A 25,129-nucleotide genomic window follows, 5' to 3' on the forward strand; every position below is an offset into this window, starting at 1 on the left:
CATGCCCCTCCCCAGCTACGGCGTGCTCGCGGGACAGCTGTACCGCCACTTCCGCGACGACCCCGACCACCAGGGCCGCTGGTTCCACGTGAACCTGGAGGTCGACGCGCCCTCGGGGCGCTTCCACTGCGCGGTGGACGTCGACAGCCACAAGTCCAACGTGGGCGTGCGGTGGAAGGTGCTCACCCTGAGCCCGCTGGAGCTCGGGCCGGCGGCGGCGCTCGCGCCGGGCTACCACGACCTGGCGGCCGCGCCCGGCTCGGGAGCCCTGGACTACCTGCGCCATCCCTTCCTGGTCGACCACGCGGGGGTGGTCTTCCAGCGCCGCCCGCCGTCCTGGCTCCAGGAGCTCCTGGAGCTGCTGGGGTCGCACCCCTGGCAGGTCGGCTCCTACGAGGACGCCACGGCCGCCCTGGAGCCGATCCTGGTGGAGGGCCGTCGCGTCCTCGTCTTCGGCGAGCCGTTCACCGACGACGACCAGGGCCGCCAGGGCATGCACAACATCCATCAGAACCAGGGCGACCCGGCCGGTTCGCAGTGGTGGGACGAGAACGGGATCTGGCAGGACGGCGCCACGCTGACCGAGCGGCCGGACGGGCGGTACGACGTCTTCCTGAACGCGTTCTCCACCCAGGCGGGCCACACGGACGACGACGGTCATCCCGTGGCGTGACCGGCCGGGCCCTCCGTCAGGAGGCGGGGACCTGGTCGACGAAGGTCGTGCCGGCGGTGCGCAGGGCGGCGACCTTCGCGGCGACCTGGGCGGGGGTGAGGACCTGGTCCTTGACGTGCAGGACGTAGTCGACCTGCTGGTCGTAGGCGCGCGGGGTGGTCGACGGCTGCCCGTTCAGGTCGATCAGCCACTGGTTGAAGTTGATGGACATGGGCCGCTCGGGCAGGTAGGCGGCGTCGTGCGTGCCGAAGAGGGCGCCGTCGACGTAGTAGGTGATCCTGCTGTCGTCGATGGTGACCACCAGGTCGTGCCAGCCGGCGAAGCTGGTGCGGCTCTCGCTGTGCTGGTTGACCGCCTGCCACGGGTCGGGGTCGTAGGTCTCCCAGGAGGTCGTGTACAGGATGTGGGACGGCTCGCCCCAGCCGCCGTTGGGCAGGTACTCGAAGTCGTACTCGGCGTAGTCGTCGGCCATCGGGGCCTTGAGGTCGTTGATGGTGAAGAAGGTCTGGACGACGCGGTCGCCGTCCGGGCCGTACGTGGGCGCGTCGGAGAACTTGACCCGGGACGCGTAGGTGCCGTTCCTGAACTTGGTCGCCCGGGTGAGGACTTCGGTGTGGACGGTGCTGGCTCCGGTGCCGGCGGTGGAGGTCTCCAGGTTCATCACCGTGTTGCCGCTCTGGTTCACGAAGGTGACCTTGGAGGGGTCCCAGGTGGCGCCGGGGACTCCGGGGCCGCCGGAGTTGGAGCGGACGCTCCAGCCGTGGGAGGCGAGGGCCGGGTCCGTGTGCCCGGTGTAGGAGAAGTCGTCGAAGAGGGTCTCGCCGTTGCCGGGAGGCGTGGTGGGCGGGGTGGTCGGGGGCGTGGTGGGCGGGTCCGTGGGCTCGTTCCCGGCCGGGGCGGTGCCCCACACGTTCACGCCGGCGAGCTGGGCGGTGACCTTGGTCCAGTCGGCGTACGAGGTCGGCGCGCCCTGGAAGGAGTAGTCGTCGCTCTGGGTGAGGGTCTGCCAGTTCGTCCGGTGGAAGCGGAGCTGCATGTCACCGGTGTCGGCGCCGGGGGCGAGGGTCCCGGCGCCGGCGGTGAAGCCGATCTCCAGGTAGCGGTCGGCGTGCGCGGTGGGGTTGGCCAGGGTGCCGAAGGTGCCGGTGATCGCCGAGCAGCCCCTGACGGCCCAGGAGCAGGCGAAGCGGTAGGTGGCGGTGGGCGAGTCGGCCTTGAAGTAGTAGCGGATCCTGACCTGGTCCAGGGCCACGGCGGTGGTGCCGGTGTTGCGGACCTTCAGCCAGGGTTCGCTCTGGTCGGCGGTGGCTCCGGACGCGCTGGTGCGGTACTGGACGGCGACCGCGCCCTGCGAGGCGGAGGCGGTCGTCAGGGGGAAGGTGGCCAGCGCCGCGCTGCCGGCGACGGCGGCCAGGGCGAGGGCCGCCCGGGTCGTGCGGCGGGTGGTTCGGGGGGTCATCCGGCGTGTCCTTTCGTTGGCTCCCGCCGGGCGGCGGGAGGGCGCGGGGGGGTGTGCGGGGAGGGAGCGCGGCCGGTTCACGCGGGGGCGTGCGCCGCGCGGTCCCGGAGGGTGTCGTGCGGGACGCCGAGGGCGGTGAGCCGTGCGCGGTGTCCGTCCATCCGGGTGCGGAAGTCGCGCCAGTCGGCGGTCACGGTCCACGCCCGCTCGGCGAGGGCGCACAGGCGGGGGAAGGTGAGGTACTCGATGTGTCCGGGCGTCGGGACGAACTCGGTCCACAACTGCCCCTGTGTGCCGAGGACCCGGCCCGCGGGGCGGGGCTCGCCCTCGGGGGGCAGCAGGTCGACGCCGTACACGCTCCTCAGGTCGGTGGTGTGGCCCGGCTGGGCGGGCGGCTCGCCGGGCCCGGGGGCGCGGGCGTAGTCGAAGTAGGTGCGGCGGTGGTCGGCGTGGATGACGTCGTGGCCCCTGCGGGCCGCCGCCCAGGCGTGCTCGGGGGTGCGCCAGCTCATCACCGCGCAGGTCAGGGGCAGGGTGGTGCCGTCCTCGGCCCAGGCGACCGGGCGGCGGCCGGCCCGGACGACGTGGTCGGCCATCCGGGCCAGGAACCAGCCGTGGAGGGCGCGCGGGCCGGACAGTCCCTCGCGGGCGGCGCGGGCGATCGCCGCCGGGCTCGACTCCCACTCCTCGGTGGGGACCTCGTCGCCTCCGAGGTGGAGGTACGGGGAGGGGAAGAGGTCCATCGTCTCGTCCAGGACCGTGCGGAAGAAGTCGAGGACGTGGTCGCCGACGCCGAGGACGTTGGGGCAGACGCCCCACCGGGTCCACACGTCGAGGTGCCGGCCGGGGACGTTGCCGAGGTCGGGGTAGGCGGCGAGCGCGGAGCGCACGTGTCCCGGCACGCCGATCTCGGGCACGACCGTGACGCCCCGGGCGGCGGCGTGGGCGACGAGGTCCGCGAGCTCGGCACGGGTGTACGAGCCGCCGTGCGGGCGGCCGTCGAAGCGCCGGCTGCCGGCCGGGCCGACCATCGACTGCGCCCGCCGGCCGCCGATCTCGGTGAGCCGGGGGTACGCCTCCACCGGCATCCGCCAGCCCTGGTCGTCGGTGAGGTGGAGGTGGAGCACGTTGAGCTTGTGCAGGGCGAGGAGGTCGACGAAGCGGCGCAGGTACGAGACGGGCTGGAAGTGGCGGGCGACGTCGAGGAGCATGCCGCGCCAGGGGTGCGCGGGCACGTCGGTGATCTCCACGCCGGGCAGGTCGACGGCGGTGCCGGACGGCCCGGCGAGGGCCTGGTGCGGCAGGAGCTGGCGGACCGTCTGGACGCCGCGGAGCAGTCCGGTCGGGCGGGCGGCGCGGAGCAGCGCGCCGTGGGCGGAGACGGTGAGGCCGTACCCCTCGTCGCCGAGTCCGGTGAGCGCGGGATCGAGGGCGAGGACGAAGGCGCCGTCGTCGGCGTGGTCCGGGCGCAGTCCGGTGGCGGTCCGGAGGTAGTCGCGCAGCAGGTCGGCGGCCTGCTCGGCGCCGAGGGCGACGCGCAGGCGGGTGGTGGCGTCGACGCGGAAGCGGCCGGGGCGCGGGGAGAGGCGGCGGGGGCGCGGGACGAGGGTGAGGTCGGGGCGGGGCGGTGCGGGGCTGGGCAGGTCCACGGGGCTTGGTCTCCGGTGTTCTGCGGGGCGCGGAAGGAGGAGGTGCGGGGCCGGGGGGGCCGGTGCTGCGGTCAGCCCTTGACCCCTCCGGCGGTGAGGCCCGAGGTCACGTGGCGCTGGAGGGCGAGGAAGACGACGAGCGCGGGCAGGGCGAAGAGGGTGGAGGCGGCCATGGTGGCTCCCCAGTCCGTGCCGAAGGTGGTCTGGAAGGAGGAGAGCCAGACGGGCAGGGTGCGGTTGTCCTGCTGCTTGATGATGAGGAAGTTGGCGTAGGTGAACTCGTTCCAGGCGGTGATGAAGCCGAACAGCGAGGTGGCCATCAGCCCCGGGGCGAGGAGGGGGAAGGCGATCCGGCGGAAGGCGCCCGCGCGGGTGCAGCCGTCGACCTGTGCCGCTTCCTCCAGTTCGGGCGGGATGCCGGCGAGGAAGCCGCGGAGCACGACCACCGTGAACGGCAGGGTGATCATGAAGTAGACCAGGGTGAGGGTCGGCAGCCGGTCGAGCATGTCGGTGTCGCGGGAGATGATGTAGATCGGGATGACGAGGGATTCCCACGGCGCCATCTGGGCGATGAAGACCGCCAGCATGAACGGGCGGCGGCCGCGCCAGCGGAGCCGGGCCACGGCGTACGCCGCGCCGAGCGCGACGACCAGGGCGAGGAGGACGGCTCCGAGGGTGACCAGGACGCTGTTGCGCCAGAACAGGGCGAAGCCGTCGGCCTGGACCGCTGTGCGGAAGTGGTCGAGGGTCCATTCCCGCGGGATCAGGCCGGGTTCGTAGGACTGGATGTCGCGGGACGGCCTGAAGGCGGTCACGACCATCCAGTACACGGGGAAGAGGCAGAGGGCCACCGTCAGGGCGGCGGCCGCGCGGAGGGGGAGCCGGCGGAGCGCGCGCCGCGGCGCGGGCCTTCGGGTCGTTGTCACAGGTGCTCCCCCTCCTGGCGGAAGAGCTGGCGGAAGTAGAGGACGAGGACGCCGCTCATGAGCAGGACGGTGACCATGGAGGCGGCCGAGCCGAGGTCGTAGCGCTGGCTCGCGAGGGCGGTCTGCACGGCGTACACCGGCAGGATCGTGGTCGCGTCGCCGGGTCCGCCGCGGGTCATGACCCAGATCTGGACGAACGCCTTGAAGGTCCAGATGACTTCGAGCGAGACGACGAGCATGAAGATCGGCCGTACCAGGGGGAAGGTCACGGAGCGGAAGATCCGGGCGGCGCCGGCGCCGTCGAGGCGGGCGGACTCGTGGAGTTCGCGGGGCACGGTGGTGAGGGCGGAGTAGAGGGTGATGGCGGCGAACGGGACGGACTGCCACACGATGAGGACGACGAGGATCGCGAAGGCGGCGCGGCCGTCGGCGAGCCAGGTGTACCCCTCGAAGGAGGTGAGGCCGAGGTCGGTGAGGGTCTCGTTGACGATGCCGAACTCGGAGTGGAACAGCCACTGGAAGACGGTGGTGGCGGCCACGACGGGCACCGCCCACACCAGCACCAGCGAGCTGAGGACCACGGTCCTGCCCACCCTGCCGAGCCGTTCGACCATCAGGGCGACCAGCGTCGACAGGATCATGATGGCGACGACGTTGACGGCCATGAAGAGGAACGTGCGGCGGACGACGTCCCAGAATCTGGGGTCGCCCAGCAGCGTCTGGTAGTTCCTCAGTCCGACGAACTCGGCGTCGCCCCTGATGAGTTCGCGCAGCCGGAAGTCCTGGAACGAGATGAGCAGGGCCCGGCCGAAGGGATAGAGCAGGAGGTAGAGCATGCCCAGGACGGCCGGCGCGATCAGCAGGTACGGGCCGGGGCGGAAGGGGCGTCCGCGGGGCGGACGCCGGGAGGCGGTGGCGCGCATCCGTCAGGATCCGCTGTTCAGCGTGGCCGCGATGGACTGCGACGCCCTGGCGGCCTCCGCCCGCGCGTCGCGGCCGGTGAGCACGGCCGTCATGTAGTCCTTGATCGGGTTCTTGGCCTCGACGGCGGCCCACTGGGGGGTGTTGGGCGTGGCGTGCCCCTGGGCGGCGCCGACGGCCATGGCCGCGGCGCCGGGGTCGGAGGCGACGGCGGTGGCCAGGGTGGTCTTGTTCGGGACGTAGCTCATGGCGAGGGCGAGCTTCGTCTGCCAGGCGTCGCCGGTGAGCTCCTTGATGAAGGTGTACGCCTCCTCCTGGTGCGCGGCGACGGCGGGGACGACCAGGTCGGAACCGCCGGTGAAGACGGCGCCCGGGGTGCCGGCGGTCTTGCCGGGGATGGGGAAGAAGCCCAGCTTGCCCTTGAGGGCGGGGTTCTTCTGCGCGATGACGCCGGCGCCGCCGGGGGTGGCGATGACCTGGGCGACCTGTCCCTTGGCCACGACGTCGGCCTGGAGCGGGCGGGACTCGTCGGAGTCCTTGGGTCCCTTGCCGAGCGCCTGGAGCCGCCGGTAGAAGTCCATGGCGCGGAGCGCCTCGGGGCTGTCGAGGCCGCCCTTCCATCTGCCGCCTTCCTGGAGGGCGAGGTCGCCGCCCTCGTCCCAGACGAAGCCGGCGAGGGTGAACCAGTTCTGGCCGGGGAGGTAGATGCCCTGGACGCCGTTCCGGTCGAGCTTCTCGGTGGCGGCGATCCACTGGTCACGCGTCCTGATCCTCGTGGCGTCGACGCCGGCCTGCCGGAAGAGGTCGGTGCGGTAGATGACGACCCGGTTCGCGGCGTAGTAGGGGATCCCGTACTGCTTTCCCTCCCAGGCGCCGGGCTCGGCGAGCCCCTCCAGCCAGAAGTCGCCGCCGAGCTCGCCGACCTTGCCGGTGAAGTCGGTCAGGCCGCCGCTCTGGGCGTACTGGGCGACCTGGGTGTTGCCCACCTCGATGACGTCCGGGGCGTCGTTGCTGGCCAGCGCGGCGGTGACCTTCTCCCCGATGCCCTCCCACTCCTGGATCTGGATCTTGAGGTCGATCTGCGGGTGGGCCTTCTCGAAGCCGGCCTCGAACTCCTTCTGGAAGGCGTCCGAGACGCTGTCGCGCATCAGCCACACGTCGAGGACGGTGGGCCCGCCGGCGTTCCGCCCGCCGGGCGAGGAGCAGGCGGCGAGTCCGGTGCTCAGCAGCATGGCGCCGAGCAGGGCAAGGGGGCGGTGCTTCACGGTTCACCTCTGGGGAGCCTGAGAACGGAGGAACCCCGAGCTGACCACTTGCCTGCCAGGGGTTTACCAGTTGGCGCGAGATGAAGGTGGCATGGACCAATGGAGCCGTCAACCCCCGTCGCACAGAGGCTTTTTCGGCCGGAAGCGGCGGGATCTCGGTACGCGGGGAGGGATCTGTACCGTCATTGTCACTTGACCAGTGGACCAGTTATGGTTGACCAGCGGACTTCCCCGGGCGGGCACCCACCACGAGGCGCCCGCCCGGACGGATCGGTCCCGACGCACTGTCCCGACGCACTGTTCCGACGCACCCTTCCCGACGACGAACGAGAGCCCGGTATGGAGATCGACGCGGCAGCCTCCGGCGCGATGCTCAAGCGCGAGCGGGTCCGTGACGCGATCCTCGAACTCATCGAGGCGCGGTGTCCCGGCGACGCCATCCCGTCCGAACGCACCCTCTGCGCCGACCTCGGCGTCTCGCGCCCCACCCTGCGCGCCGCGGTCGACGAACTGGTCGTCGCGGGCCTGCTGGTCCGCGAGCACGGCCGGGGCATGTTCGTGGCGGCGGAGAAGATCACCCAGGAGCTGATCTCCGACCGGAGCTCCTTCAGCCTCCCGCAGGCCGGCGGGGTGTGGACCAGCAGGCTGCTGGAGTTCAGCACCCTCCCGGCTGGCGCCCGCGTCAGCCGCAAGCTCCGCGTCTCGCCCGCCGCCGAGATCCTCTACGTCGCCCGCCTCCGCCTCGTCGACGGCTCCCCCATGGCCATCGAGCACCTGCACGTCCGGGCCGATCTCGTCCCCGGCCTGACCAGTGAGGAGCTCGAACAGGGCGACCTCTACGAGCACCTCCGCGACCGGCACGGCGTCCAGGTCAGCGAGGCCGTCCAGTCCATCGAGCCCACCGTCGTCACCCGCGCCGAGGCCGACCTGCTCGACGTACCGGAACTCTCCCCGGCCCTCCTCTTCGAGCGGCTCACGACGGACGACCGCGGCCGCGCGGTCGAGTACGTGCACTCCCTCTACCGCGGCGACCGCTACCGCATCGTCTCGCGCCTCACCCTCAGCGCCCACGACGAGCAGCCGGCGACGGCGGAGGGCCACCACCCCGGCATCCCCCCGGGCGACTTCACCGGGGGCGACCCGGTGCCGTTCTCCACCCGCGGCGTCGTCCAGCAGAACCTCTGAGCCGGGGCGGCGCTCCCGCCGTCCGGACCGATCGGTCACGGACCCCGGTTCAGGCGTGGGCGTCGGCTCCGGCTCCGGCTCCGGCTCCGGCTCCGGCTCAGCCGAAGGTGCGGCGGTAGGTCCGGGGGCTCACGCCGGTGGTGCGCTTGAAACGGTCACGGAATGCGGTGGGCGAGCCGAAGCCGACCTGACCGCCGATGCGCTCGACGGAGTGCTCCGTGGTCTCCAGGAGGTGCTGCGCCTGGCGGATGCGCGCGCGGTGCAGCCACTGGAGCGGGGTGGTGCCGGTCTGGTCGCGGAAGCGCCGGATCAGGGTGCGGGTGCTGGTCCCGGCCCGCTCGGCGATGTCGGCGAGGGTGAGCTCGCGGGCCAGGTTCTCCCGCAGCCAGTCGAGCAGCGCCTCCAGCTCGGAGCCCTGCGGCGTCGGCGTGTGGTCGTGGACGATGAACTGCGCCTGGCCGCCCTCCCGTTCGAGGGGCATCACCGACAGGCGGGCCGCGTCGGCGGCGACCGCGGAGCCGTAGTCGCGGCGGATCATGTGCAGGCACAGGTCGAGGCCCGCGGCCGCGCCGGCCGACGTGAGGAACTGGCCGTTGTCGACGTAGAGGACGTCCGGGTCGACCTCGACGCCCGGATGCAGTGCGGCGAGCAGTCCGGCCGCGCGCCAGTGGGTCGTGACGCGCAGCCCGTCCAGGAGCCCGGTGGCGGCCAGGGGGAAGGTGCCGGCGCAGACGGAGGCGATCCGCGTGCCGTCGGCGGCGGCCGAGCGCAGGGCGTCGCGTACGGCGGGCGCGAGCGGGGCCGTGGGGTCGGCGACGCCCGGCACGACGACCGTGTCCGCGCCCTGGAGACCCTCCAGCCCCCAGGGGGCGCGCAGGGCGAACGCCCCGGCGTCGACCTCGTCGCTCTCCCCGCACACCCGCACCTGATAGCCGGGCCTCCCGTCGGGCAGCCGCGTCCGCGAGAAGACCTCGATCGGGGTGGCCAGGTCGAAGGGGATCACCTGGTCCAGCGCGAGTACGGCGACGGTATGCATGGCCAGAACCTACCCCGCCGCCGACCGGAACCGTCCCGGCCGACGCCCGCCCCACTCGCGATTCCCGCAGGTCCGTGCCGTACGGAAGGGTCTGGCATTTTTCCGTCGATACCTGTCACTCCGGCCACTGGGCGGTCCTGCCGCCGGCCGGTTGACTTCGAGGCGTCCGAGGGAGACCGCCCCAGACCGCCCCCGACCGCCCCCGAAGGAACGTCCATGCACGCTCAGATCGTCCTGTTCGACGGCTTCGATCCGCTCGACGTCATCGCCCCCTACGAAGTGCTGCACGCCGGCGGCATGGCCTCGGACGGCGCGGTCACCGTGGAGCTGGTCTCCGCGGAAGGCCCCCGCGAGGTGACCGGCGGCATCGGCGGGACGGCCCTGCGCGCCACCGCCGCCCTCGACCCGGACCGCGCGGACCTGGTCCTCGTCCCCGGCGCCGCCGGACGCGTCGGCGACCCGGGCGAGATCCCGGACGAGGTGGCGGGGGCCGGTGCGCGGGACCGGGACGCGCCCCTCCCGGTCCTGCTGGGACGGACGCTGACCACCGGCCTCCCCGCCCTGCTCAAAAGGGCGATGGACGACCCGGACGTCACCGTCGCCGCCGTGTGCGGCGGCTCGCTCGTCCTGGCGATGGCCGGCCTCCTGGAGGGACGCCACGCCACCACCCACCACCTCGGGCTCGACCTGCTCGACGCCACCGGCGCCCGCGCGATCCGTGCCCGTGTCGTGGACGACGGCGACCTGGTCACCGGCGCCGGCGTCACCTCCGCGCTCGACCTCGGCCTGTACCTGCTGGAGCGCGAACTGGGCCCCCGCGTCGCCCACGCCGTCGAGGACCTCTTCGCCCACGAACGGCGCGGCACCGTCTGGCGGGCCCGCGGACCGGTCCCCACCCCCTTCTGAGCGGCCTTCCGCTCCCGGCCGGTCATCCACCCCGTCCCTCTCCCACCGTCAGGAAGAACATCGCCATGTCCGCAGAAGGCATCTGGAACCTGTCCCTCGCCACTCCCCTCGGCCGGATGGAAGCCGTGGTCGAACTCCGCGAACGGGCCACCGGCCTCACCGGTGTCGCCCGCGGGGCCGGCGAGGAGGTACCGCTCGACGCCGTCGTCCTCGACGGCGACCGGCTCACCTGGCGGCAGGCGGTCACCAGGCCCCTGCGGCTGAACCTGGTCTTCGACGTGACGGTCGACGGCGACACCCTCCGGGGCACCTCCAGGGCGGGCCGTCTGCCGGCCTCGAAGGTCACCGGCGAGCGCGCCCGCACCCCGGAGCGCCGGGCATGACCAAGCTCCTCCTGTCCCTGCACGTCCTGGCCGCCCTCGTCACCGTGGGACCGGTCACCGTCGCCGCGAGCATGTTCCCCCCGACGCTGCGCCGCGCCCTCGGCCGGGCGGGTGACACCAGCGGCCCGGGTCGCGCCGAGGGCCCGGGTCCCGCCGGTGGCTCGGAAACCCCGGGTCCCGCCGGTGGCTCCGGCGACGGCGACGCCCGGGTCACCCTGCGGACCCTCCACCGCATCTGCCGGGTCTACGCGGTCCTCGGCGTCACGGTCCCGGTCTTCGGTCTCGCGACCGCCAACAGCCTGGGCGTCCTCGGCGATGTCTGGCTGATCACCTCGATCGCGCTGACCGCGGCGGCCGCCGGCGTACTGGCGCTGCTCATCCTGCCCGCGCAGGACCGCGCACTCGCCGGGGCGGTCCACCCCTCCGCGGCACCGGCCCGACTCGCCATGCTCACCGGCGTCTTCAACCTGCTGTGGGCCACGGTCACCGTCCTGATGATCGTCCGCCCGGGCTCGACGACGGGGGCGTGACCGGTACCACGCCCCTGGGGGGGGCGGCCCCGGCCGCTGCCCCAGCCGCGGTCCCGGCCGGAGTCGTCCCGGCCGGAGTCGTCCCGGCCGGAGTCGTCCCGGCCGTCACGGCGGCGGCCCGCCGCCGTGACGGCGACCGCGTGTCCCTTTCCGCCCGGACACCACGGCCGGCACCGGGGGGACGTTTGAGACGGCCGTGCGCGGTGAGGCGCAGGAGTGGTGGGGGCCGCGTCATCGGAGAGGAGCGCGTCGTGCCGAACGGCGGGAAACTCGACGGACGGAACGTCCTCGTCCTCACGACCAATTACGGGACCGAGCAGGACGAGTTGCGCAGACCCGTGGCCGTCCTGCGGGAGAACGGGGCCCGCGTCACCGTGGCCGCGCGGAAGGACGCGCCCGTCCGGACCCTCGTCTCCGACCGCCGCCCCGGCGCCGACGTCACCCCGGACACGACGCTCGCGAGGACGACGGCGGACGGGTACGACGCCGTGATCGTGCCGGGCGGCACCCTCAACGCCGACGCCCTGCGGGCCGACGCCGACGCGCGTCGTCTCGTCGCGGCCTTCGCCGAGGCCGGCAAGCCGGTGGCCGCCATCTGTCACGGGCCGTGGCTGCTCGTCGACAGCGGGCTCGCCAAAGGCCGCGAGCTGACCTCGTACCCCTCGCTCCGCCCCGACCTGGAGAACGCCGGCGGAACCTGGCGGGACCGGGAGGTCGTCGTCGACACCTCCGGAGGCCACCCCCTCATCACCTCCCGCAGGCCGCGCGACCTCGACGCCTTCGCGGCGGCGATCGTCCGCGCCCTCGACGGCGGGAACCCCGCGTGACGAGAAAGGACACACCATGAGCAAGAGCGGCATGCAGAAGGGCAAGGGCAAGCTCAAGGAGACCCTGGGCAAGGCCACGGGCGACCGCCGGATGGAGGCGGAAGGCAAGGCCGATCTGGCGGAGAGCAAGGTGCGCGAGGCCGGTGAGAAGGTCGAGGAAGCGGCCGAGAAGTCCCGCGAGGCGATGCGGCGCCGCACCTCCTAGCCGCCCCCTCCGGCACCACGGTCCGATCTCCGCGCCCGGTCCGAGCCGATGCCCGTGCGCCGGGTCGCCCGACCGCGCCGTGCGCGGGTGGGCGACCCGGCCACCGGGCCGGGAGCGGAGGCCCGCCACCGCCCGCCGCCTTCGGTGCCGGCGCGGCTACCCCATGACCGGACGATGGCCGGCGCCGTACTCGTCCGAGACGCTGAAGACAGCGGCGCAGGCGGGGCATTCCGCCTGGCCGAAGAGCGCGAGGATTCCGTCGGCGAGTGCCGCCTGCCCGTCGCGGACCGCCGCCTCGTGCATCCGGCGCCCGGTCCGCACGAGATCCTCCGGGACCGCCGGCCTCAGACCCCGTCGGCCCGCGTCGTCCGGGTCCATGCCCGGGACCTCGGAGTACCGTCCGTGGTCCCCGATCGCGATCGTGACCCGCGCGCCGCAGCCGGGGCAGTCCAGCGGAAAGAAGTCGTCCGTGAAGTCGTCCAGGACCGCCGCCCAGTGGTACTCCCCCTCGGCGGCGAGCAGGGCCCGGAAGGACACGAGATAGTCGGCCGGCCGGGAGCGCAGGTGCCGGTCCAGGAACTCCCTGAACTCCGCGACGGCTCCGGCGTGTTCCGCGAAGAGGTCGTCACAGCCGTGGTGTCCCGCCGCCCGTCCGAGGATCTTTCCCGCCAGGGCGCGCGCCCGCGCGCTGCGCGGCGCGAGGCGTACCAGGCGGGGCAGGGCGGCGAAACTCGCCGGGGACACCAGGTCGTGTTCGAGGACGAGCCGCCATCCCAGCTCGTCCCACGCGTCCGCGGCGTCGTCGCGCTCGACCCGCTCCAGGAGGACCGGAACACGGTCGCACTCGAACCAGCAGTCACGCATCCGCTCCCACGCCACCATGCCGCCATTGAACCCTCCGGCGGCCCGACGCCGCCGCCGGGGGCGGCGCCGCCGTACGATGGCCGTTCTCAGACCGGTGGGGCGTTCATCGAGGGGGCTCGGGGTGGGGCGCGTGGACGGGGCCGAGGACGTGCGGCTGGAGCCCGCCTGGCTGGTGGCGGCGAACGTCGTGGCCTGGCGCCGGTGCGGCACTGGCGGCCAGGAGCTTCGTCCCGGGACGAAGTTCTTCAAGGGCGGGGCGAAGGTGTACGTCCTCGACACGTACTGGGGACCGGGCGGCCATCGCCTCACGGTGCTCGGACGGGAGCGGCACACCGGCCGGTGGATCGTCATCGACACGGCGACGCGCCACCTCCACGGGTTCCGGCCGCAGCTCGTCCACACCCCGCGCGCCCTGGAGCGACTGCGCGCGTCGGGACGGAAGGGCGGACTCGACGCGGAGATCACGGCGGGCCTCTCCAGGACGCTGGAGGAGTACGCGCGCCGCTACCGCGCCGAGACCGCGCCGGGCAGTCCGCACCCGGACCGGTGCCTCTGTCACGGGTGCCTCACCGGCGAGTCCGCGTGAGGCGGGTCCCGGCACGGCGACGGTCGCCCGGCGTTCCCCGTGCCCAGGCCCTTCGGGAGGACGGGTGTCCCCGCACCCTCCGGGGCTACCCGTCCGCGGCCACCGCCGCACGGAGGCGGTCCAGCTCCACCGTGCCCTTGCCTCCGTCCGCGCAGGGCAGGACCACCTGCCCGTCCGGGCGGACCGGCAGCGCGTCCTCCGGCCGGTAGTCGAAGAGACGCCTTCCGTCGGGCGCGGGACGCTCCGCCTCCGCGAGCAGGAGGACGTAGCGGCCCGGGCGGGGCAGCTGCGACTCGGAGACCGGGTACCAGGTGAGGACGGGGCCGGAGGAGGGGACGCCGCCGTCGCGCGTGAGGGCCCCTTCGACGTCGAAGCGGAAGACGGAGCCCGCGGTGACGCCGTCGTCCATGTCCATGTCCAGACCGTCCGCCCGCAGTTGCCCGTGCACGAGGCCGAAGCCGTCCTTCCCGCCCGCCCTGAGGATCTCGACGGTGCTCCGCAGACACGGTGCCGAGGCCACCGGGTACGCCTCGCCCTCGCCTGCCGCACCCCTGAGCACGGACACGGCGCCCACGGTCACCGCGAACGCCACCGCGGCGGCGCCCGCCGCGGCCGCCACGCGCCGGCGGACCAGGCCCCGCCGGGCGTGGGCGGTGAAGTCGGCGCCCGGTACGGCCGGACCGCCGCCCGGCGCTTCCGCGGCGGCGGCGAGCAACCACCGGATCCGCTCGTCCTCCGTCTGCCGCTGCTCGGTCAACGTCTAGCTCCTCTCGCTGTCGTGGGAGACGGCTGCCAGGACGCCCCGCTCCCGCAGGGCGGCCAGCGCACGCGCCGCACGGCTCTTCACGGTGCCGCGCGAGCAGCCCAGCGCGCCGGCGATCTCCTCCTCGCCGAGCTGGTGGTAGTAGCGCAGGACGAGCACCGCCCGTTGCGCCGGCGGGAGCGTCAGGAGGACCGCGCGCACGGCCAGGCCGGTCGCCGTCTCGTCCTCGTGGCCCGGCAGGGCGACGTCCGGAAGCCGCTCGGCCGGGATCTCCGCGTGCCACTTCCGCCGCCGGTCCTTGATCAGCAGCCGGACCATCGTGGTGCGCGTGTACGCCTCCGCCGCCTCCAGCCGCCCGATCCGGTGCCACGCGCGATAGGTGCGCAGCAGCGCCTCCTGGGCGAGGTCCTCGGCCTGGGTCCCGCCCCCCGTCAGGAGCCGCGCGGTCCTCAGGATCGAGGGGTAGCGCGCCCCCATGAAGGCCGTGAACGCCTCGTCCCTCCCGTTGCGCATCGATTCCACTCCTCGCCGGCCCGCCGCTCGGGCCCTTCTCCCTGACAGAGGACCGGGCCTGCCCGGGAGGTTCCGTCGGCGGGAGGGGACGTGGCGCGGGCGCCGGGCGCGGTACTCCTCCGGGGGCGCCTCTCCAGGATCACCGCCGTCCACGGCCGGTGACGGCTCTCCCCGGCCCCCGAGGGCCTGGCGTGGCGCGGCGTCCTGTCAGCCGGCCGCGTCCTCGATGCGGTAGCCGACCGTGGGGACGGTGGTGATGACCGGGGGGCCGCCGAGCTTGCGGCGCAGGCGGCCGATGGTGACGGCGACGGTGTTGGTGAACGGGTCGGCGTGTTCGTCCCAGACCTGGTCGAGAAGGGCCTCCGCGCTGAGGAAGCCGGGGGTGGCGCGGAGCAGGGCGGCGAGGGTCTCGAACTCCTTGACCGAGAGGTCGAGCCGGCGTCCGTCCCGGGTCACCGTGCGGCGTACCGGGTCGAGTTCGATGCCCGCGGCGCGCAGCAGGCGCGTCGTCGCGTGGGGGCGGCGGCGAGCCAGGCCGCGGATCCTCAGGACGAGTTCGGGGAAGTGGAAGGGCTTGACCAGGTAGTCGTCGGCCCCCAGGGTGAGGCCGTCGACCCGGTCGGCCGGGGAGTCGGCGGCCGTCAGCATGAGCACCATCGGGCGCGCCGCCACCGGACCGCCGCCCCTCCCGCCGGGGGACCCGTCCCTTCCTGCGCCCTGGGCGTCCCGGTCCTCGCGTTCGGTGATCATCCGGCAGAGGGTGTCCCCGTGCAGGCCGGGCAGGTCCCGGTCCAGGACGACGACGTCGTAGACCGCGTAGCCGTTCACGTCGAGCTTGGCGGCCGCCTCCAGCCCGTCGTACGCGAGGTCCACGGCCATGCCCTGGTCGCGCAGACCCTCGGCCACGAGGTCCGCGAGCGGGCGGGCGTCCTCCACCACGAGCACCCTCATGCCGGCTCCCCCGCCGGGGCGGGCGTCCGCGGCAGGGTGACGACGACGCGCAGTCCGCCGCCCTCGCGCGGGTGCAGGTCGAGCCGGCCGTCGTGGGCCTCGGTGACGGCGGCGACGATGGCGAGCCCCAGTCCGGACCCGTTCCCGCCCGTCCGGCCGGGCCCGCCCCGCCGGAACGGGCGTGTCAGCACGGCCGTCTGATCGTCGGTCAGTACCTTGCCGCCGTTCTCCACGACGAGTTCGACCGCCGACGCGTCGGCGTGGACGCGGACGCTCACCCATCCGTCGGGTTCGTTGTGGACGACGGCGTTGTCGACGAGGTTCTCCACCAGCCTGCGCAGGAGCGTGCGGTTCCCGCGCACGCGCGCTTCCGGGGCCCCGTCGTCCAGCGTCCGCGCGGCGGGGAGCCCTCGCGCGGCCAGGGCGTCGGCGGCGAGCCGGCCCAGGGGTACGGCCTCCGGATCGGGCAGCTCGTGCTGGGCCCGGGCCAGAGTCAGCAGGCCGTCGAGCAGCGTGTCGATCTGGTCGAGCCCGGCGCGCACGCGCCCGGCGAGGACGGCGGTCCGTTCCGGCAGCGGGCCCGGTTTGGCGAGGGTGACGTCCACCGCCGCGCGCAGGGTCGCCAGCGGGGTGCGCAGCTCGTGCGAGGCGTCGGCGACGAAGCGCCGCTGGGCGGCGAAGGAGCCCTCCAGGCGGGCGAGGAGTCCGTCGATGGTGTCGCCGAGGTCGCGCAGCTCGTCGTGCGGGCCGTCGACGGCGAGCCGCTCGTGCAGGTTGTCGGCGGAGATCCGGCGGGTCGCCGTGGTCATCGCGCGCAGCGGGCGCAGGACCCGGCCGGCCGCGTACCAGCCGAGCAGCAGCGACAGCCCGCCCATGACCACCAGGCCGACGGCGGAGCCGAGCAGCAGCTGCCGCGTCTGCTGCGACCGCGCGGACGCGAGCTGGTGCTCCAGGCTCGCGATCCGCTCCAGCGCGGCAGCCGGCGCGCCCTCGATCGCGGAGCCGCCGCCGGGGCCCGGTGCCACGTCCACGGTGCCGCCCGCGAAGGCGGTGACGACGGCCAGCATCACGACGCCGGAGGCCAGGAACAGCCCGGCGTACAGGCTCGTGAACCGCCACCGCACGCTGCGCCGGCGCCGTACGCGTGGCACTGCCTCGTCCACCACCGGCACTCCTTCCACCGCTGTCCCGGCCCGGCCCCGGGCGGGGCCCGCCGTCCGTTCCGACCCTAGGCGAGCGGACCTAACAGCGGCGTGACAGCCGCCGTTCCGCCCGTGTCACGCGGCCGCGCGCAGCATCGGGCCGTGGACACGAACCGAGCGGAGAGGTGGCCGATGGAGGTCGGGATCGAGGTCGAGGGCCTGCACAAGCGCTTCGGCGCGACGCGGGCGCTGGACGGGATGAGCTTCGAGGTGAGGCCGGGCCGGGTGACCGGGTTCGTCGGGCCGAACGGAGCGGGCAAGTCGACGACGATGCGGGTGGTGCTGGGTCTGGACACGCCCGACGCGGGCCGGGCGCTGGTCGGCGGACGCCCGTACCGGAGCCTCGCGGAGCCGCTGTGCCGCCTGGGTTCGCTGCTGGACGCCGGGGCGCTCCAGCCGAGCCGTACGGCGCACGACCATCTCCTCTGGCTCGCCCACACCCAGGGGCTGTCCGCCGGCCGGGTCGGCCGCGTCCTCGCCCGGGTCGGGCTGGCGGACGCGGCACGGCGCCGGGCGGGCGGCTTCTCGCTGGGCATGCGGCAGCGGCTGGGGATCGCGGCGGCGCTGCTCGGCGACCCGCCCGCCCTGATGCTCGACGAGCCGTTCAACGGTCTGGACCCGGAGGGCATCCGGTGGATCCGGGCGCTGCTCACCTCGCTGGCGGCCGAGGGGCGGGCGGTGCTGGTCTCCAGCCATCTGATGAGCGAGCTGGAGGGCGTCGCCGATCATCTCGTCGTCGTCGGACGGGGCCGGGTGGTCGCCGACACGGGCGTGCGCGAGCTGCTGGCCGGCGTCGCGGCCGGGCGGGTGACCCTCCGCACGTCCGCGCCGCCGGCGGCCGCGGCGGTGCTGGAGCGTGCCGGGGCCGTCGTACGGGCGGCCGGCCCGGACACCCTGGCCGTCACCGGCCTGCCCGGGGAGGCGATCGTCGCCCGGCTCACGGAGGAGAGGGTGCCGTTCGCCGAACTCGCCTCGCACCGGGCCACCCTGGAGGAGGCGTATCTCGCACTCACCCGGGACGCCGTGCAGTACCGGGGCCTCGACACCGAGGAGACCGGCCGATGAGGGCGCTGCACGCCGAATGGACCAAGTTCCGCACCGTACGCGGATGGTGGCTGGGCTGCGCGGCAGCGGCGCTCGCCTCCGTCCTGTTCCTGCTGGTCGGCACGGTCTCGTCCAACGCGTACCAGGGCGATGCCGACCCGCTGCCGACCGGGCCCGGCGGGGTGGCCGTCAACGACAGCTTCTCCTTCGTCCATCGCACGCTGACGGGCGACGGCACGCTGACCGTGCCCGTCACCGCCCTGACGGGGGTGCTCACCGACCCGGACGGCGGCCCCGGCCGCACCACGTCCGGCGTCACGCCGTGGGCCAAGGCCGGGATCGTCGTCAAGTCGAGCCTGCGCCAGGGGTCTTCGTACGCGGCGGTCACGTCGACGGGTGGGCACGGCGTCCGGATGCAGGACGACTTCGTCCACGACCGCGCCGGGCACCTCACCGGCCTGCCCTCGGCGACGGCGCCGCAGTGGCTGCGGCTGGTCCGGGCCGGGACGACGGTCACCGGCTACGACTCGGCGGACGGGGTCACCTGGCGGGCGATCGGCAGCGCGTCGGTCCCCGGCGGAACCGTCCGGGCCGGGCTGTTCGTCACCGCGCCCGCCGCCCTGGACACCACGGGAGGCGGCGGCTCCTCCCCGGCCACGGCGACGGGCACCTTCGGGCGGCCCTCGGTCACCGGTGCGTGGCAGGGCGCCTGGACGCACACCCGCGTCGGGGACGGTGCGGGCACCTCCGGCAGCTACGTCCCCGGGACCTCCGCCGGGCACCGCGCGAGCGGCGACGGCTTCGTCGTCACCGGGGCGGGCGACATCGCGCCGGTCGTCGGCGGCCCGGCGCTGGGGCCCGCGTTCACCGTGGAGACCTTCCTCGTCGGCACCTTCGTCGGCCTGCTCGTGGTCGGCGTGGTCGCGGTCCAGTTCGCCACCGGCGAATACCGGCGCGGGCTGCTCGGCCTGACCTTCGCGGCGACTCCCCGGCGCGGCCGGGTGCTGGGCGCGAAGGCCGCGGTCGTCGCGGCGGTCGCGTTCGCGGTGGGCGCCGGGGCGGCCGCCCTGAGCCTGCCGCTCGGCGCGGCACGCGCCGCCTCCGCGCACTTCACGGTGCTGACCGTGCCCGCGTCCGAGCAGCTGCGCGCCGTCCTCGGCACCGGCCTGCTGCTGGCCGCGACGGCGGTGCTCGCGCTGTCGCTCGGCTTCCTGCTGCGCCGCAGCGCGACGGCGATCACCGCCCTCGTCGCCGCCACCGTCCTGCCGTATCTGCTGGCCCTCGGCGGCATGCTGCCCGGCGGGCCGGCCGAGTGGCTGCTCCGCCTCACGCCGGCGGCCGGCTTCGCCGTCCAGCAGACCCTCCCGCGCCACGACCACGTCCTGACCGTCTACGCCCCGGCCACGGGATACTTCCCGCTCCCGCCCTGGGGTGGTCTCGCGGTCCTCGCCGCGTGGGCGGTCCTCGCCCTGGGCGCGGCCTCCCTGGTCCTGCGCCGGAGGTCCGCGTGAACGCGCGGGCGCTGCGGCGCGCGTGCCGCGCGGAGTGGACGAAGCTCAGGACGGAGTCGGGCTTCCGGTGGCTGCTCGTCGCGCTCGTGGCCGTCACGGTGGCCGTGGGGGCGGCGACGTCGAGCACGGTACGGCCGCCCGTCGGCGATCCGGCGCGGCTCGCGCTCGGCGGTGTGGCGGCCGGCCAGGCCGTGGCCGTGGTCCTGGCGGTGCTGGTCACGGGCGGCGAGTACGGCACGCGCATGATCCAGCTGACGCTGGCCGCCGTCCCCGCGCGGACGACCGTGCTCGCCGCCAAGGCCGTGGTCCTGGGCGCGGTCGTCGCGGTGGCGGGGGCCGTCGCCGTGGCGGGGTCGCTGCTGGCCGGCCGGCTGCTGCTGCCGGGGTCCCCCGCCCTGACGGACGGGCCGGCGCTGCGGGCGGCCTTCGGCTCCGTGCTGTACCTGGTCCTCGTCGCCCTGCTGGCGCTCGGCCTCGCCTTCGCCGTCCGCGACAGCGCGGTCGCCTCGGGTGCGGTGCTAACGCTGCTGTACCTCTTTCCGCTGCTCAGCCACGTCGTGACCGATCCCTGGCTCCAGCGTCAGCTGGCCCGCGTCGGTCCCATGCCCGCGGGTCTCACGATCCAGGTGACGGCCGACACGGCCCGGCTGCCCCTCGGCCCGTGGACGGGCCTGGGCGTCCTGGCCCTGTGGGCGGCGGCCGGGGTGCTGCTGGGCGGGGTGGTGCTGCGACGACGGGACGCGTAGGCGGTTCGCCGCGGTCTCCTGTCCCGGTGGCCGCTGCCCCGGCCCGGACGCATCGCCCGGGCCGGGGGCGACGTCCAGGCCGGGGGCGATGCCCGGGCCGGGGCGCTCGTCAGCGGCTGTAGATGAAGTCGTACGCGAAGGCCCAGCGCTGGTTGTCGCCGCCGTTGCAGCTCCACAGCTGCGCGCCGGTGCCCCACGTGCCGGACTGCCAGCCGTTGATCTCCAGGCACCCGGTGTAGGCGCTCTTGAGTTCGGCCGTGGCCTTGCCGTCGACGTTGCGCCAGTGATCGAACCACCAGAGCTGGTTGCGGCCGTTGTTGCAGGGCCACTGCTTGACCGCCGTGCCGTCGGCGGTGGACGGCGGCAGTCCGGGGAGCTCCAGGCACAGGCCGGAGGAGCGGTTGACGATCCGGAAGAAGCCGCCGCCGACGCTGTTGAACACCCAGTTCTGGTTGTCGCCGCCGTTGCAGCCCCACACCGTCGCCTGGGCACCCCACGTGCCGGTCCACCCGGGCATCTCCAGACAGGTGCCGCCGGCCACGTTGGTGACGGTGGTCATGTCGGTGGCGGGAGCCGCGCCGGCGGGCGCGCTCGTCGCCGTCAGGCTGCCGATCAGCAGCCCGAGCGCGCACGTCGTGCGCATGATGAAACGCTTCACTGGATCCCCCGTCGAGTCGCGGGCAGGACGTGATCCTGCCGGTGCGCTCGCAGCGTATGCGCCCGCCCGCGCGGAAGGACGGGCTCCAGGAAACGTGTCCGGGGCGGGCGCCCGCGACGGGGGACGCCGAGCGCGCTCCCCCGGTCAGCGGTGAGGGAAGGAACCGGTCAGACCACCGTCGATCACCAGGTCCTGGCCGGTGATGTACGCCACGTCGGCGGAGGCGAGGAAGGCGACGGCGGCGGCGACGTCGTCGGCGTGGCCGATCGTGCCGAGGGGCACCTGTCCGGCGTTGCGGGCGTCGGCCTCGGGGTCGGGGGTGGCGCCGCGGTACATCTCGGTGTCGATGAAGCCGGGGCTGACCGAGTTGACGCGGATGCCGCGCGGGGAGAGTTCGGACCCGAGGGTGCGGGCCAGGTTGTGGACGGCGGCCTTGGTCGCCGCGTAGACGGAGGCGACCGGCAGGCCGCGGTACAGGGTCCAGGAGGCGTTGAGCACGATCGCGCCGCCGTCCTTCAGCAGGGGCAGCGCCTTCTGGACCGTGTAGAAGACCCCCTTGAAGTTGACGGCCGTCGCGAGGTCGAAGTCGGCTTCGGTGATCTCGGCACCGGGTTTGAAGACGCCGGTGCCCGCGTTGGCGAACACGGCGTCCAGACCGCCCCGCCAGGTCTCGACGCGGCGCGTCAGGACGTCCAGTTCGGCGAGGTCCGTGACGTCGGCGCGCACCCCCAGCACGCGCCCCGGGGCGCCGAGCGCGGCCACCGCCTTGTCCAGACGGGCGTCGTCCCGTCCGGTGACGACGACGTAGGCGCCCTCGTCGAGGAGGCGGCGGGCGGTGGCGTACCCCATGCCCGAGGTGCCGCCGGTGATCAGGACCGTGTGGTTCGTGAATCGCTCCATGCCGACGATCCTGCGCGGGCGGGCCCGGCTCCGGGAGTGCGGGACGGACCTGGGTCTGTCACCACCACCCTCCCGGCACGGCCTACGCGACCAGGCCCCCCAGCAGCGCGCCCAGCCGCTCCCCGGTGTCCGTCCCCGCCTTCGGCGTGTGCAGCATCAGGCGGTGCCCGGGCAGCTCGGGGACGGTCAACGTGGTGTGGAGGAAGACGAGTTCACCCGCTTCGGGGTGGGAGACCGTCTTGGTCCCGCTCGCGGCGCGGCGGACTCCGTGCTCCTGCCAGATCTCGGCGAACTCCGGGCTCACCGCGCACATGTCGTCGGCGATCCGCCCGAACTCCGGGTCCTCCGGGTACCGGGCGGCATCCGCCCGGAACTGTCCGACGATGACCTCCGCGGAGTCCCTCCAGTGGACGACCGACGAACGGTGGCGGGCGCCGGTGAAGAAGGTGACCAGGCAGTTGTGGTCGTGCTCGCGAAAGCCGAAGGCCGCTTCGGCGGCGCGGTTGACCGCCACGAGGTTCCAGTGCCGGTCGATGAGGTAGGCGGGCCGGGGCAGCCAGGAATCGATCACCTGGAGCAGCCCGTCGGGCACGCGACGGCCGGCCGGGGGCGCCGGCCGCGGCGGGTTGGCCCCGGCCAGCAGGTACAGGTGCTCGCGCTCGGTGGCGTCGAGGCGCAGCACCCGCGCGATGGCGTCGAGCACCTCCGGGGACACGTTGATCTCGCGGCCCTGCTCCAGCCAGGTGTACCAGGAGACCCCGACCCCGGCGAGCACCGCGACCTCCTCACGCCGCAGCCCCGGCGTCCGCCGCGCGTGGCCGCCGCCGACGGCCATGCCCACGTCGGCCGGCGTCAGCCGGGCCCGCCGCGATCGCAGGAACTCCCGTATCCCGGCCGTACGTCGGGCCCGCGCCTCGGCGGAAAGTCGGCTGATCTCCATCCCGGCATCCTAGGCAGGCGTACGGGGGCGGGACGGGCGGAGCCGGTGCGGGACCGGTGCGCAGCCGGTGCGGGGCCCGTCGCAGCGGGGCGCGGGCGGCGCGACGACGGCGCTGTCGGACCGCTGAAGTATCCTTCCGGCCACCGCCGCATGCCCACTGGTGAGGACCCAGAGAATTGACCGCGCTGTCTGCTTTCCCGCTGCCGTTCCATACCTCCCGTTCCCTGCCGTTCGCGACACCGCGGACGCTGCGGGAGCTGCAGATGATCCGGTGCAGCGCGCATCTGCGGTCCAAGCCGGGGTGGTTCGACAAGAGGAACGACGCCGGGATCGTCGCCCGCTGGACTCGCGAGGCGGTCGCCCAGGGCCTCACCGAGGCGCAGGTCCGTTACGTCCTGGCCGAACTCGCGCACTACGCCGGGCTGCGGGACGACCGCACCGGCATCGAGGTGTCCGCCGTCGACGGGGTGTGGCAGTCGGACGCGCTGGTCGACGACGAGCTCAGGTCCCGGCTCCGCGAGGCGGTCCGGGTCCTCGAAGAGGTCCCGGAGGCGGAGCTGGACTGGCACCCCGGCTCCGGCGGCCAGGTCCTGGACCTGGTGCATCCCTCGCTGTTCTGCCTTGTGAACGAGGTGAGCGGCGCGCCCGATCGGGCCTGGCGGAACCCCACGAACCACTACGCGAAGTACGAGTTCTCGGAGCGGTTCCAGTGGCTGCCGACGGACGTCGAGGTCGGTGACGATGGCGAGGTCGCCTTCGTCTCGTACGTCAACAACGTCCACCCCGAGACCCATCACGAGCTGGTCTCCGTCCTGCCGGACGTGTTCGCGCGCTTCCGGCCCCTGCTGGAGAACGTGCTGACCGACCTGCGCCACCCGCGGCCCCCGCGGATCGAGGCCGATCCCTACGGGTGGTACGACTCGGAGCCGGCGTACCCGGACAAGTCCGCCTACGGCGACGAAGCGGCCCACGCCGAAGCCGTCCGCGCCTGGGGGGTCGCCCAGGACGACTGGTGGGAGAACCGCCGCCCGGTCGTCCCGGACGCCCCGGACTTCACCCCGCCCGGGACGCCCGACGCGTCCGCCCGGATCGACCTGCGCGGCCGCCGCCTCCAGGTCATCGTCAAGCTCGCCACCATCCGGCTCACCCCGGACGCGCCCGAGTACGCGGGCGGTTCCTGGCACGTCGAGGGGATGCTGAACGAGCGGATCGTCTCGACCGGCCTCTACTACTGGGACAGCGAGAACATCACCGAGTCCAGCCTGAGCTTCCGCGCGGCCCTCGACGACCCGGAGTACGAGCAGAACGACGACAACGGTCTGCGCGAGGTCTACGGCCTGGAGGACGAGGACGCGCTGAACCAGCTGCTCGGCTCGGCGCCGACCCCGGAAGGCCGCTGCCTGGCCTTCCCCAACGTCCTGCAGCACCGCGTCGGCTCGTTCCGCCTCGCGGACCCCACCCGCCCGGGTCACCGCAAGATCCTCGCCTTCTTCCTGGTCGACCCGTCGGAGCGGATCGTCTCGACGTCGGACGTGCCGCCGCAGCAGCCCTGGTCCGCCACCTCGACCATGACGCTGGAACAGGCCAGGGCGTACCGCGAACAGCTCATGCACGAGCGCAAGTTCTTCGTCGACGAGCACAACGAGCAGCTCTACGCCCGCGAGTTCTCCCTCTGCGAGCACTGACCTCCGGCCCCGGCCCCGGCGGCCGGCCGACGGGGCCCCGGTCCGCCGGGGCGTCCTCGGAGCACGGTCCGGGCCGGGGGAGTGCGGCTCAAGGGGCCGGGGCGAAGGGGCCGTCCAGGGCCGCCCATTGCAGGAGCAGGATGGTCTTGCCGTCGGCGATCCGTCCGTCGCGGGTCATGGCCAGGGCCTCGGCGAACGGCACTTCGAGGACCTCGATGTCCTCTCCCTCCTCCGCCACTCCGCCGCCGGTTCCGGTGCGGTCGGCCGGGGTGTAGGGGGCGGCGTAGAAGTGGAGACGCTCGGTGACGGAACCGGGGCTCATGTAGGCGTCCAGGACCGCGGTGACCGGGCCGAGGGTGATGCCGAGCTCCTCGGCACTCTCGCGGCGCACGGCGGTGAGCGGGTCGTCCTCGTCGAGGAGTCCGGCGGCGGCTTCCACGAGCATGCCGTCCGGATGGCCGTTGACGTAGGCCGGGTAGCGGAACTGGCGGGTGAGCAGGACGCGTCCGCGTCCGGTGTCGTACGGGAGGACGACGGCGCCGTTGCCCCGGTCGTAGGTCTCCCGCTGCTGCGTCTCCCAGCGTCCGTCGCGCCGGCGGTAGTCGAACGTGGTGCGGCGCAGGACGTGCCAGCCCCGCGAGGTGAGCTCCACGTCGCGGACCACGACATCGGGGTTGCGGTCCAGGTCGCGTCCGGCCCTGTCGAGGCCGGTGCGGCCACGGTGGTCGGGGCGGTCGACGCCGGGTCCCGTGCCGATCGTGCCGTTCGCGGCGCCCGCGTCGGCGGGTCCGGCCGCGTCCG

General features: G+C 74.0%; 27 protein-coding genes. 12 read left to right on the plus strand and 15 right to left on the minus strand.

The window, feature by feature from the left end; all coding sequences use genetic code 11:
• Position 1 precedes the first annotated feature (1 nt).
• A complete protein-coding gene (locus tag ACFVU3_RS03170) occupies positions 2 to 673 on the plus strand; it encodes a DUF2278 family protein (RefSeq protein WP_390063181.1) in 672 nt (223 codons plus the stop codon).
• Positions 674 to 689: 16 nt separating this feature from the next.
• Here ACFVU3_RS03170 and ACFVU3_RS03175 read toward each other — a convergent pair whose 3' ends face one another.
• The 5 genes from ACFVU3_RS03175 to ACFVU3_RS03195 form a co-directional block, all read right to left on the minus strand.
• Positions 690 to 2,132 carry a cellulose binding domain-containing protein gene (locus tag ACFVU3_RS03175; RefSeq protein WP_390063183.1) on the minus strand — a complete coding sequence of 481 codons (1,443 nt, stop codon included), beginning with the start codon at positions 2,130 to 2,132 and terminating at the stop codon, positions 690 to 692.
• Between the two features lie 77 nt (positions 2,133 to 2,209).
• Positions 2,210 to 3,781 (minus strand): beta-N-acetylhexosaminidase, encoded by a 1,572-nt coding sequence (locus tag ACFVU3_RS03180; protein ID WP_390063184.1) that lies wholly within the window; start codon positions 3,779 to 3,781, stop codon positions 2,210 to 2,212.
• Between the two features lie 71 nt (positions 3,782 to 3,852).
• Complete coding sequence (locus ACFVU3_RS03185; RefSeq protein WP_390063185.1) at positions 3,853 to 4,707, minus strand: carbohydrate ABC transporter permease; 855 nt, start codon at positions 4,705 to 4,707, stop codon at positions 3,853 to 3,855.
• A complete protein-coding gene (locus tag ACFVU3_RS03190; RefSeq protein WP_390063187.1) occupies positions 4,704 to 5,630 on the minus strand; it encodes a carbohydrate ABC transporter permease in 927 nt (308 codons plus the stop codon). Before ACFVU3_RS03190 ends, ACFVU3_RS03185 begins: the two co-directional genes overlap by 4 nt.
• Positions 5,631 to 5,633: 3 nt before the next feature.
• The gene (locus tag ACFVU3_RS03195; protein WP_390063189.1) at positions 5,634 to 6,893 is read right to left on the minus strand and encodes an extracellular solute-binding protein; all 1,260 of its coding nucleotides are present in this window, start codon (positions 6,891 to 6,893) and stop codon (positions 5,634 to 5,636) included.
• A 339-nt stretch (positions 6,894 to 7,232) separates the two neighbouring features.
• Here ACFVU3_RS03195 and ACFVU3_RS03200 point away from each other — a divergent pair, with 339 nt between their 5' ends.
• Positions 7,233 to 8,078, plus strand: a complete 846-nt coding sequence (locus ACFVU3_RS03200; RefSeq protein ID WP_390063190.1) for a GntR family transcriptional regulator — start codon at positions 7,233 to 7,235, stop codon at positions 8,076 to 8,078.
• 97 nt (positions 8,079 to 8,175) lie between these two features.
• Here ACFVU3_RS03200 and ACFVU3_RS03205 read toward each other — a convergent pair whose 3' ends face one another.
• Complete coding sequence (locus ACFVU3_RS03205) at positions 8,176 to 9,114, minus strand: GlxA family transcriptional regulator (RefSeq protein ID WP_390063192.1); 939 nt, start codon at positions 9,112 to 9,114, stop codon at positions 8,176 to 8,178.
• A gap of 216 nt (positions 9,115 to 9,330) precedes the next feature.
• Between ACFVU3_RS03205 and ACFVU3_RS03210 the strand changes: the two genes are divergently transcribed.
• The 5 genes from ACFVU3_RS03210 (at position 9,331) to ACFVU3_RS03230 (ending at position 11,965) form a co-directional block, all read left to right on the plus strand.
• On the plus strand, positions 9,331 to 10,020 hold the full coding sequence (locus ACFVU3_RS03210) for a DJ-1/PfpI family protein (protein WP_390063193.1): 690 nt from the start codon (positions 9,331 to 9,333) through the stop codon (positions 10,018 to 10,020).
• A 65-nt stretch (positions 10,021 to 10,085) separates the two neighbouring features.
• The gene (locus tag ACFVU3_RS03215) at positions 10,086 to 10,403 is read left to right on the plus strand and encodes a hypothetical protein (protein WP_390063194.1); all 318 of its coding nucleotides are present in this window, start codon (positions 10,086 to 10,088) and stop codon (positions 10,401 to 10,403) included.
• Positions 10,400 to 10,933 carry a hypothetical protein gene (locus ACFVU3_RS03220; protein WP_390063195.1) on the plus strand — a complete coding sequence of 178 codons (534 nt, stop codon included), beginning with the start codon at positions 10,400 to 10,402 and terminating at the stop codon, positions 10,931 to 10,933. Before ACFVU3_RS03215 ends, ACFVU3_RS03220 begins: the two co-directional genes overlap by 4 nt.
• A 251-nt stretch (positions 10,934 to 11,184) precedes the next feature.
• Entirely contained in the window at positions 11,185 to 11,760 is a 576-nt protein-coding gene (locus ACFVU3_RS03225) for a DJ-1/PfpI/YhbO family deglycase/protease (RefSeq protein ID WP_390063197.1), read from the plus strand.
• 16 nt (positions 11,761 to 11,776) lie between these two features.
• A complete protein-coding gene (locus ACFVU3_RS03230) occupies positions 11,777 to 11,965 on the plus strand; it encodes a CsbD family protein (RefSeq protein ID WP_390063199.1) in 189 nt (62 codons plus the stop codon).
• Between the two features lie 156 nt (positions 11,966 to 12,121).
• On the opposite strand, the gene ACFVU3_RS03235 is transcribed toward ACFVU3_RS03230, so the two are convergent.
• Complete coding sequence (locus ACFVU3_RS03235; RefSeq protein ID WP_390063200.1) at positions 12,122 to 12,847, minus strand: hypothetical protein; 726 nt, start codon at positions 12,845 to 12,847, stop codon at positions 12,122 to 12,124.
• A 112-nt stretch (positions 12,848 to 12,959) separates the two neighbouring features.
• Here ACFVU3_RS03235 and ACFVU3_RS03240 point away from each other — a divergent pair, with 112 nt between their 5' ends.
• Positions 12,960 to 13,415, plus strand: coding sequence for a hypothetical protein (locus ACFVU3_RS03240; protein WP_390063202.1), 456 nt, complete (start codon positions 12,960 to 12,962; stop codon positions 13,413 to 13,415).
• A gap of 85 nt (positions 13,416 to 13,500) precedes the next feature.
• Here the strand turns inward: ACFVU3_RS03240 and ACFVU3_RS03245 are convergent, their stop codons facing one another.
• The 4 genes from ACFVU3_RS03245 to ACFVU3_RS03260 form a co-directional block, all read right to left on the minus strand.
• Entirely contained in the window at positions 13,501 to 14,172 is a 672-nt protein-coding gene (locus tag ACFVU3_RS03245; RefSeq protein WP_390063204.1) for a hypothetical protein, read from the minus strand.
• A gap of 3 nt (positions 14,173 to 14,175) precedes the next feature.
• Entirely contained in the window at positions 14,176 to 14,691 is a 516-nt protein-coding gene (locus ACFVU3_RS03250; protein ID WP_390063205.1) for a SigE family RNA polymerase sigma factor, read from the minus strand.
• A 207-nt stretch (positions 14,692 to 14,898) separates the two neighbouring features.
• Positions 14,899 to 15,642 (minus strand): response regulator transcription factor, encoded by a 744-nt coding sequence (locus ACFVU3_RS03255; RefSeq protein WP_390063207.1) that lies wholly within the window; start codon positions 15,640 to 15,642, stop codon positions 14,899 to 14,901.
• Positions 15,639 to 16,808 carry a sensor histidine kinase gene (locus ACFVU3_RS03260; RefSeq protein WP_390063208.1) on the minus strand — a complete coding sequence of 390 codons (1,170 nt, stop codon included), beginning with the start codon at positions 16,806 to 16,808 and terminating at the stop codon, positions 15,639 to 15,641. The genes ACFVU3_RS03255 and ACFVU3_RS03260 overlap by 4 nt, the downstream gene beginning before the upstream one ends.
• Positions 16,809 to 16,976: 168 nt before the next feature.
• Here ACFVU3_RS03260 and ACFVU3_RS03265 point away from each other — a divergent pair, with 168 nt between their 5' ends.
• From ACFVU3_RS03265 to ACFVU3_RS03275, 3 genes are read left to right on the plus strand one after another with little or no spacing between them, the layout of a single operon-like run.
• Positions 16,977 to 17,909 (plus strand): ATP-binding cassette domain-containing protein, encoded by a 933-nt coding sequence (locus tag ACFVU3_RS03265; protein ID WP_390063654.1) that lies wholly within the window; start codon positions 16,977 to 16,979, stop codon positions 17,907 to 17,909.
• Positions 17,906 to 19,399 carry a hypothetical protein gene (locus ACFVU3_RS03270; RefSeq protein WP_390063209.1) on the plus strand — a complete coding sequence of 498 codons (1,494 nt, stop codon included), beginning with the start codon at positions 17,906 to 17,908 and terminating at the stop codon, positions 19,397 to 19,399. Before ACFVU3_RS03265 ends, ACFVU3_RS03270 begins: the two co-directional genes overlap by 4 nt.
• The gene (locus tag ACFVU3_RS03275) at positions 19,396 to 20,145 is read left to right on the plus strand and encodes an ABC transporter permease (RefSeq protein ID WP_390063211.1); all 750 of its coding nucleotides are present in this window, start codon (positions 19,396 to 19,398) and stop codon (positions 20,143 to 20,145) included. Before ACFVU3_RS03270 ends, ACFVU3_RS03275 begins: the two co-directional genes overlap by 4 nt.
• Positions 20,146 to 20,254: 109 nt before the next feature.
• Here ACFVU3_RS03275 and ACFVU3_RS03280 read toward each other — a convergent pair whose 3' ends face one another.
• The 3 genes from ACFVU3_RS03280 to ACFVU3_RS03290 form a co-directional block, all read right to left on the minus strand.
• On the minus strand, positions 20,255 to 20,788 hold the full coding sequence (locus ACFVU3_RS03280; RefSeq protein WP_390063212.1) for an RICIN domain-containing protein: 534 nt from the start codon (positions 20,786 to 20,788) through the stop codon (positions 20,255 to 20,257).
• A gap of 159 nt (positions 20,789 to 20,947) precedes the next feature.
• Positions 20,948 to 21,703, minus strand: a complete 756-nt coding sequence (locus ACFVU3_RS03285) for an SDR family NAD(P)-dependent oxidoreductase (protein ID WP_390063214.1) — start codon at positions 21,701 to 21,703, stop codon at positions 20,948 to 20,950.
• 82 nt (positions 21,704 to 21,785) lie between these two features.
• Positions 21,786 to 22,643 carry a helix-turn-helix transcriptional regulator gene (locus ACFVU3_RS03290; RefSeq protein ID WP_390063215.1) on the minus strand — a complete coding sequence of 286 codons (858 nt, stop codon included), beginning with the start codon at positions 22,641 to 22,643 and terminating at the stop codon, positions 21,786 to 21,788.
• A 176-nt stretch (positions 22,644 to 22,819) separates the two neighbouring features.
• On the opposite strand from ACFVU3_RS03290, the gene ACFVU3_RS03295 reads away from it, so the two are divergent.
• A complete protein-coding gene (locus tag ACFVU3_RS03295) occupies positions 22,820 to 24,328 on the plus strand; it encodes a DUF4246 domain-containing protein (protein WP_390063217.1) in 1,509 nt (502 codons plus the stop codon).
• 88 nt (positions 24,329 to 24,416) lie between these two features.
• Here the strand turns inward: ACFVU3_RS03295 and ACFVU3_RS03300 are convergent, their stop codons facing one another.
• Positions 24,417 to 25,085 (minus strand): NUDIX domain-containing protein, encoded by a 669-nt coding sequence (locus ACFVU3_RS03300; RefSeq protein ID WP_390063655.1) that lies wholly within the window; start codon positions 25,083 to 25,085, stop codon positions 24,417 to 24,419.
• Positions 25,086 to 25,129: the final 44 nt, after the last annotated feature.

The sequence above is a fragment of the Streptomyces sp. NPDC058052 genome, from assembly GCF_042885515.1.
Taxonomy (GTDB): domain Bacteria; phylum Actinomycetota; class Actinomycetes; order Streptomycetales; family Streptomycetaceae; genus Streptomyces.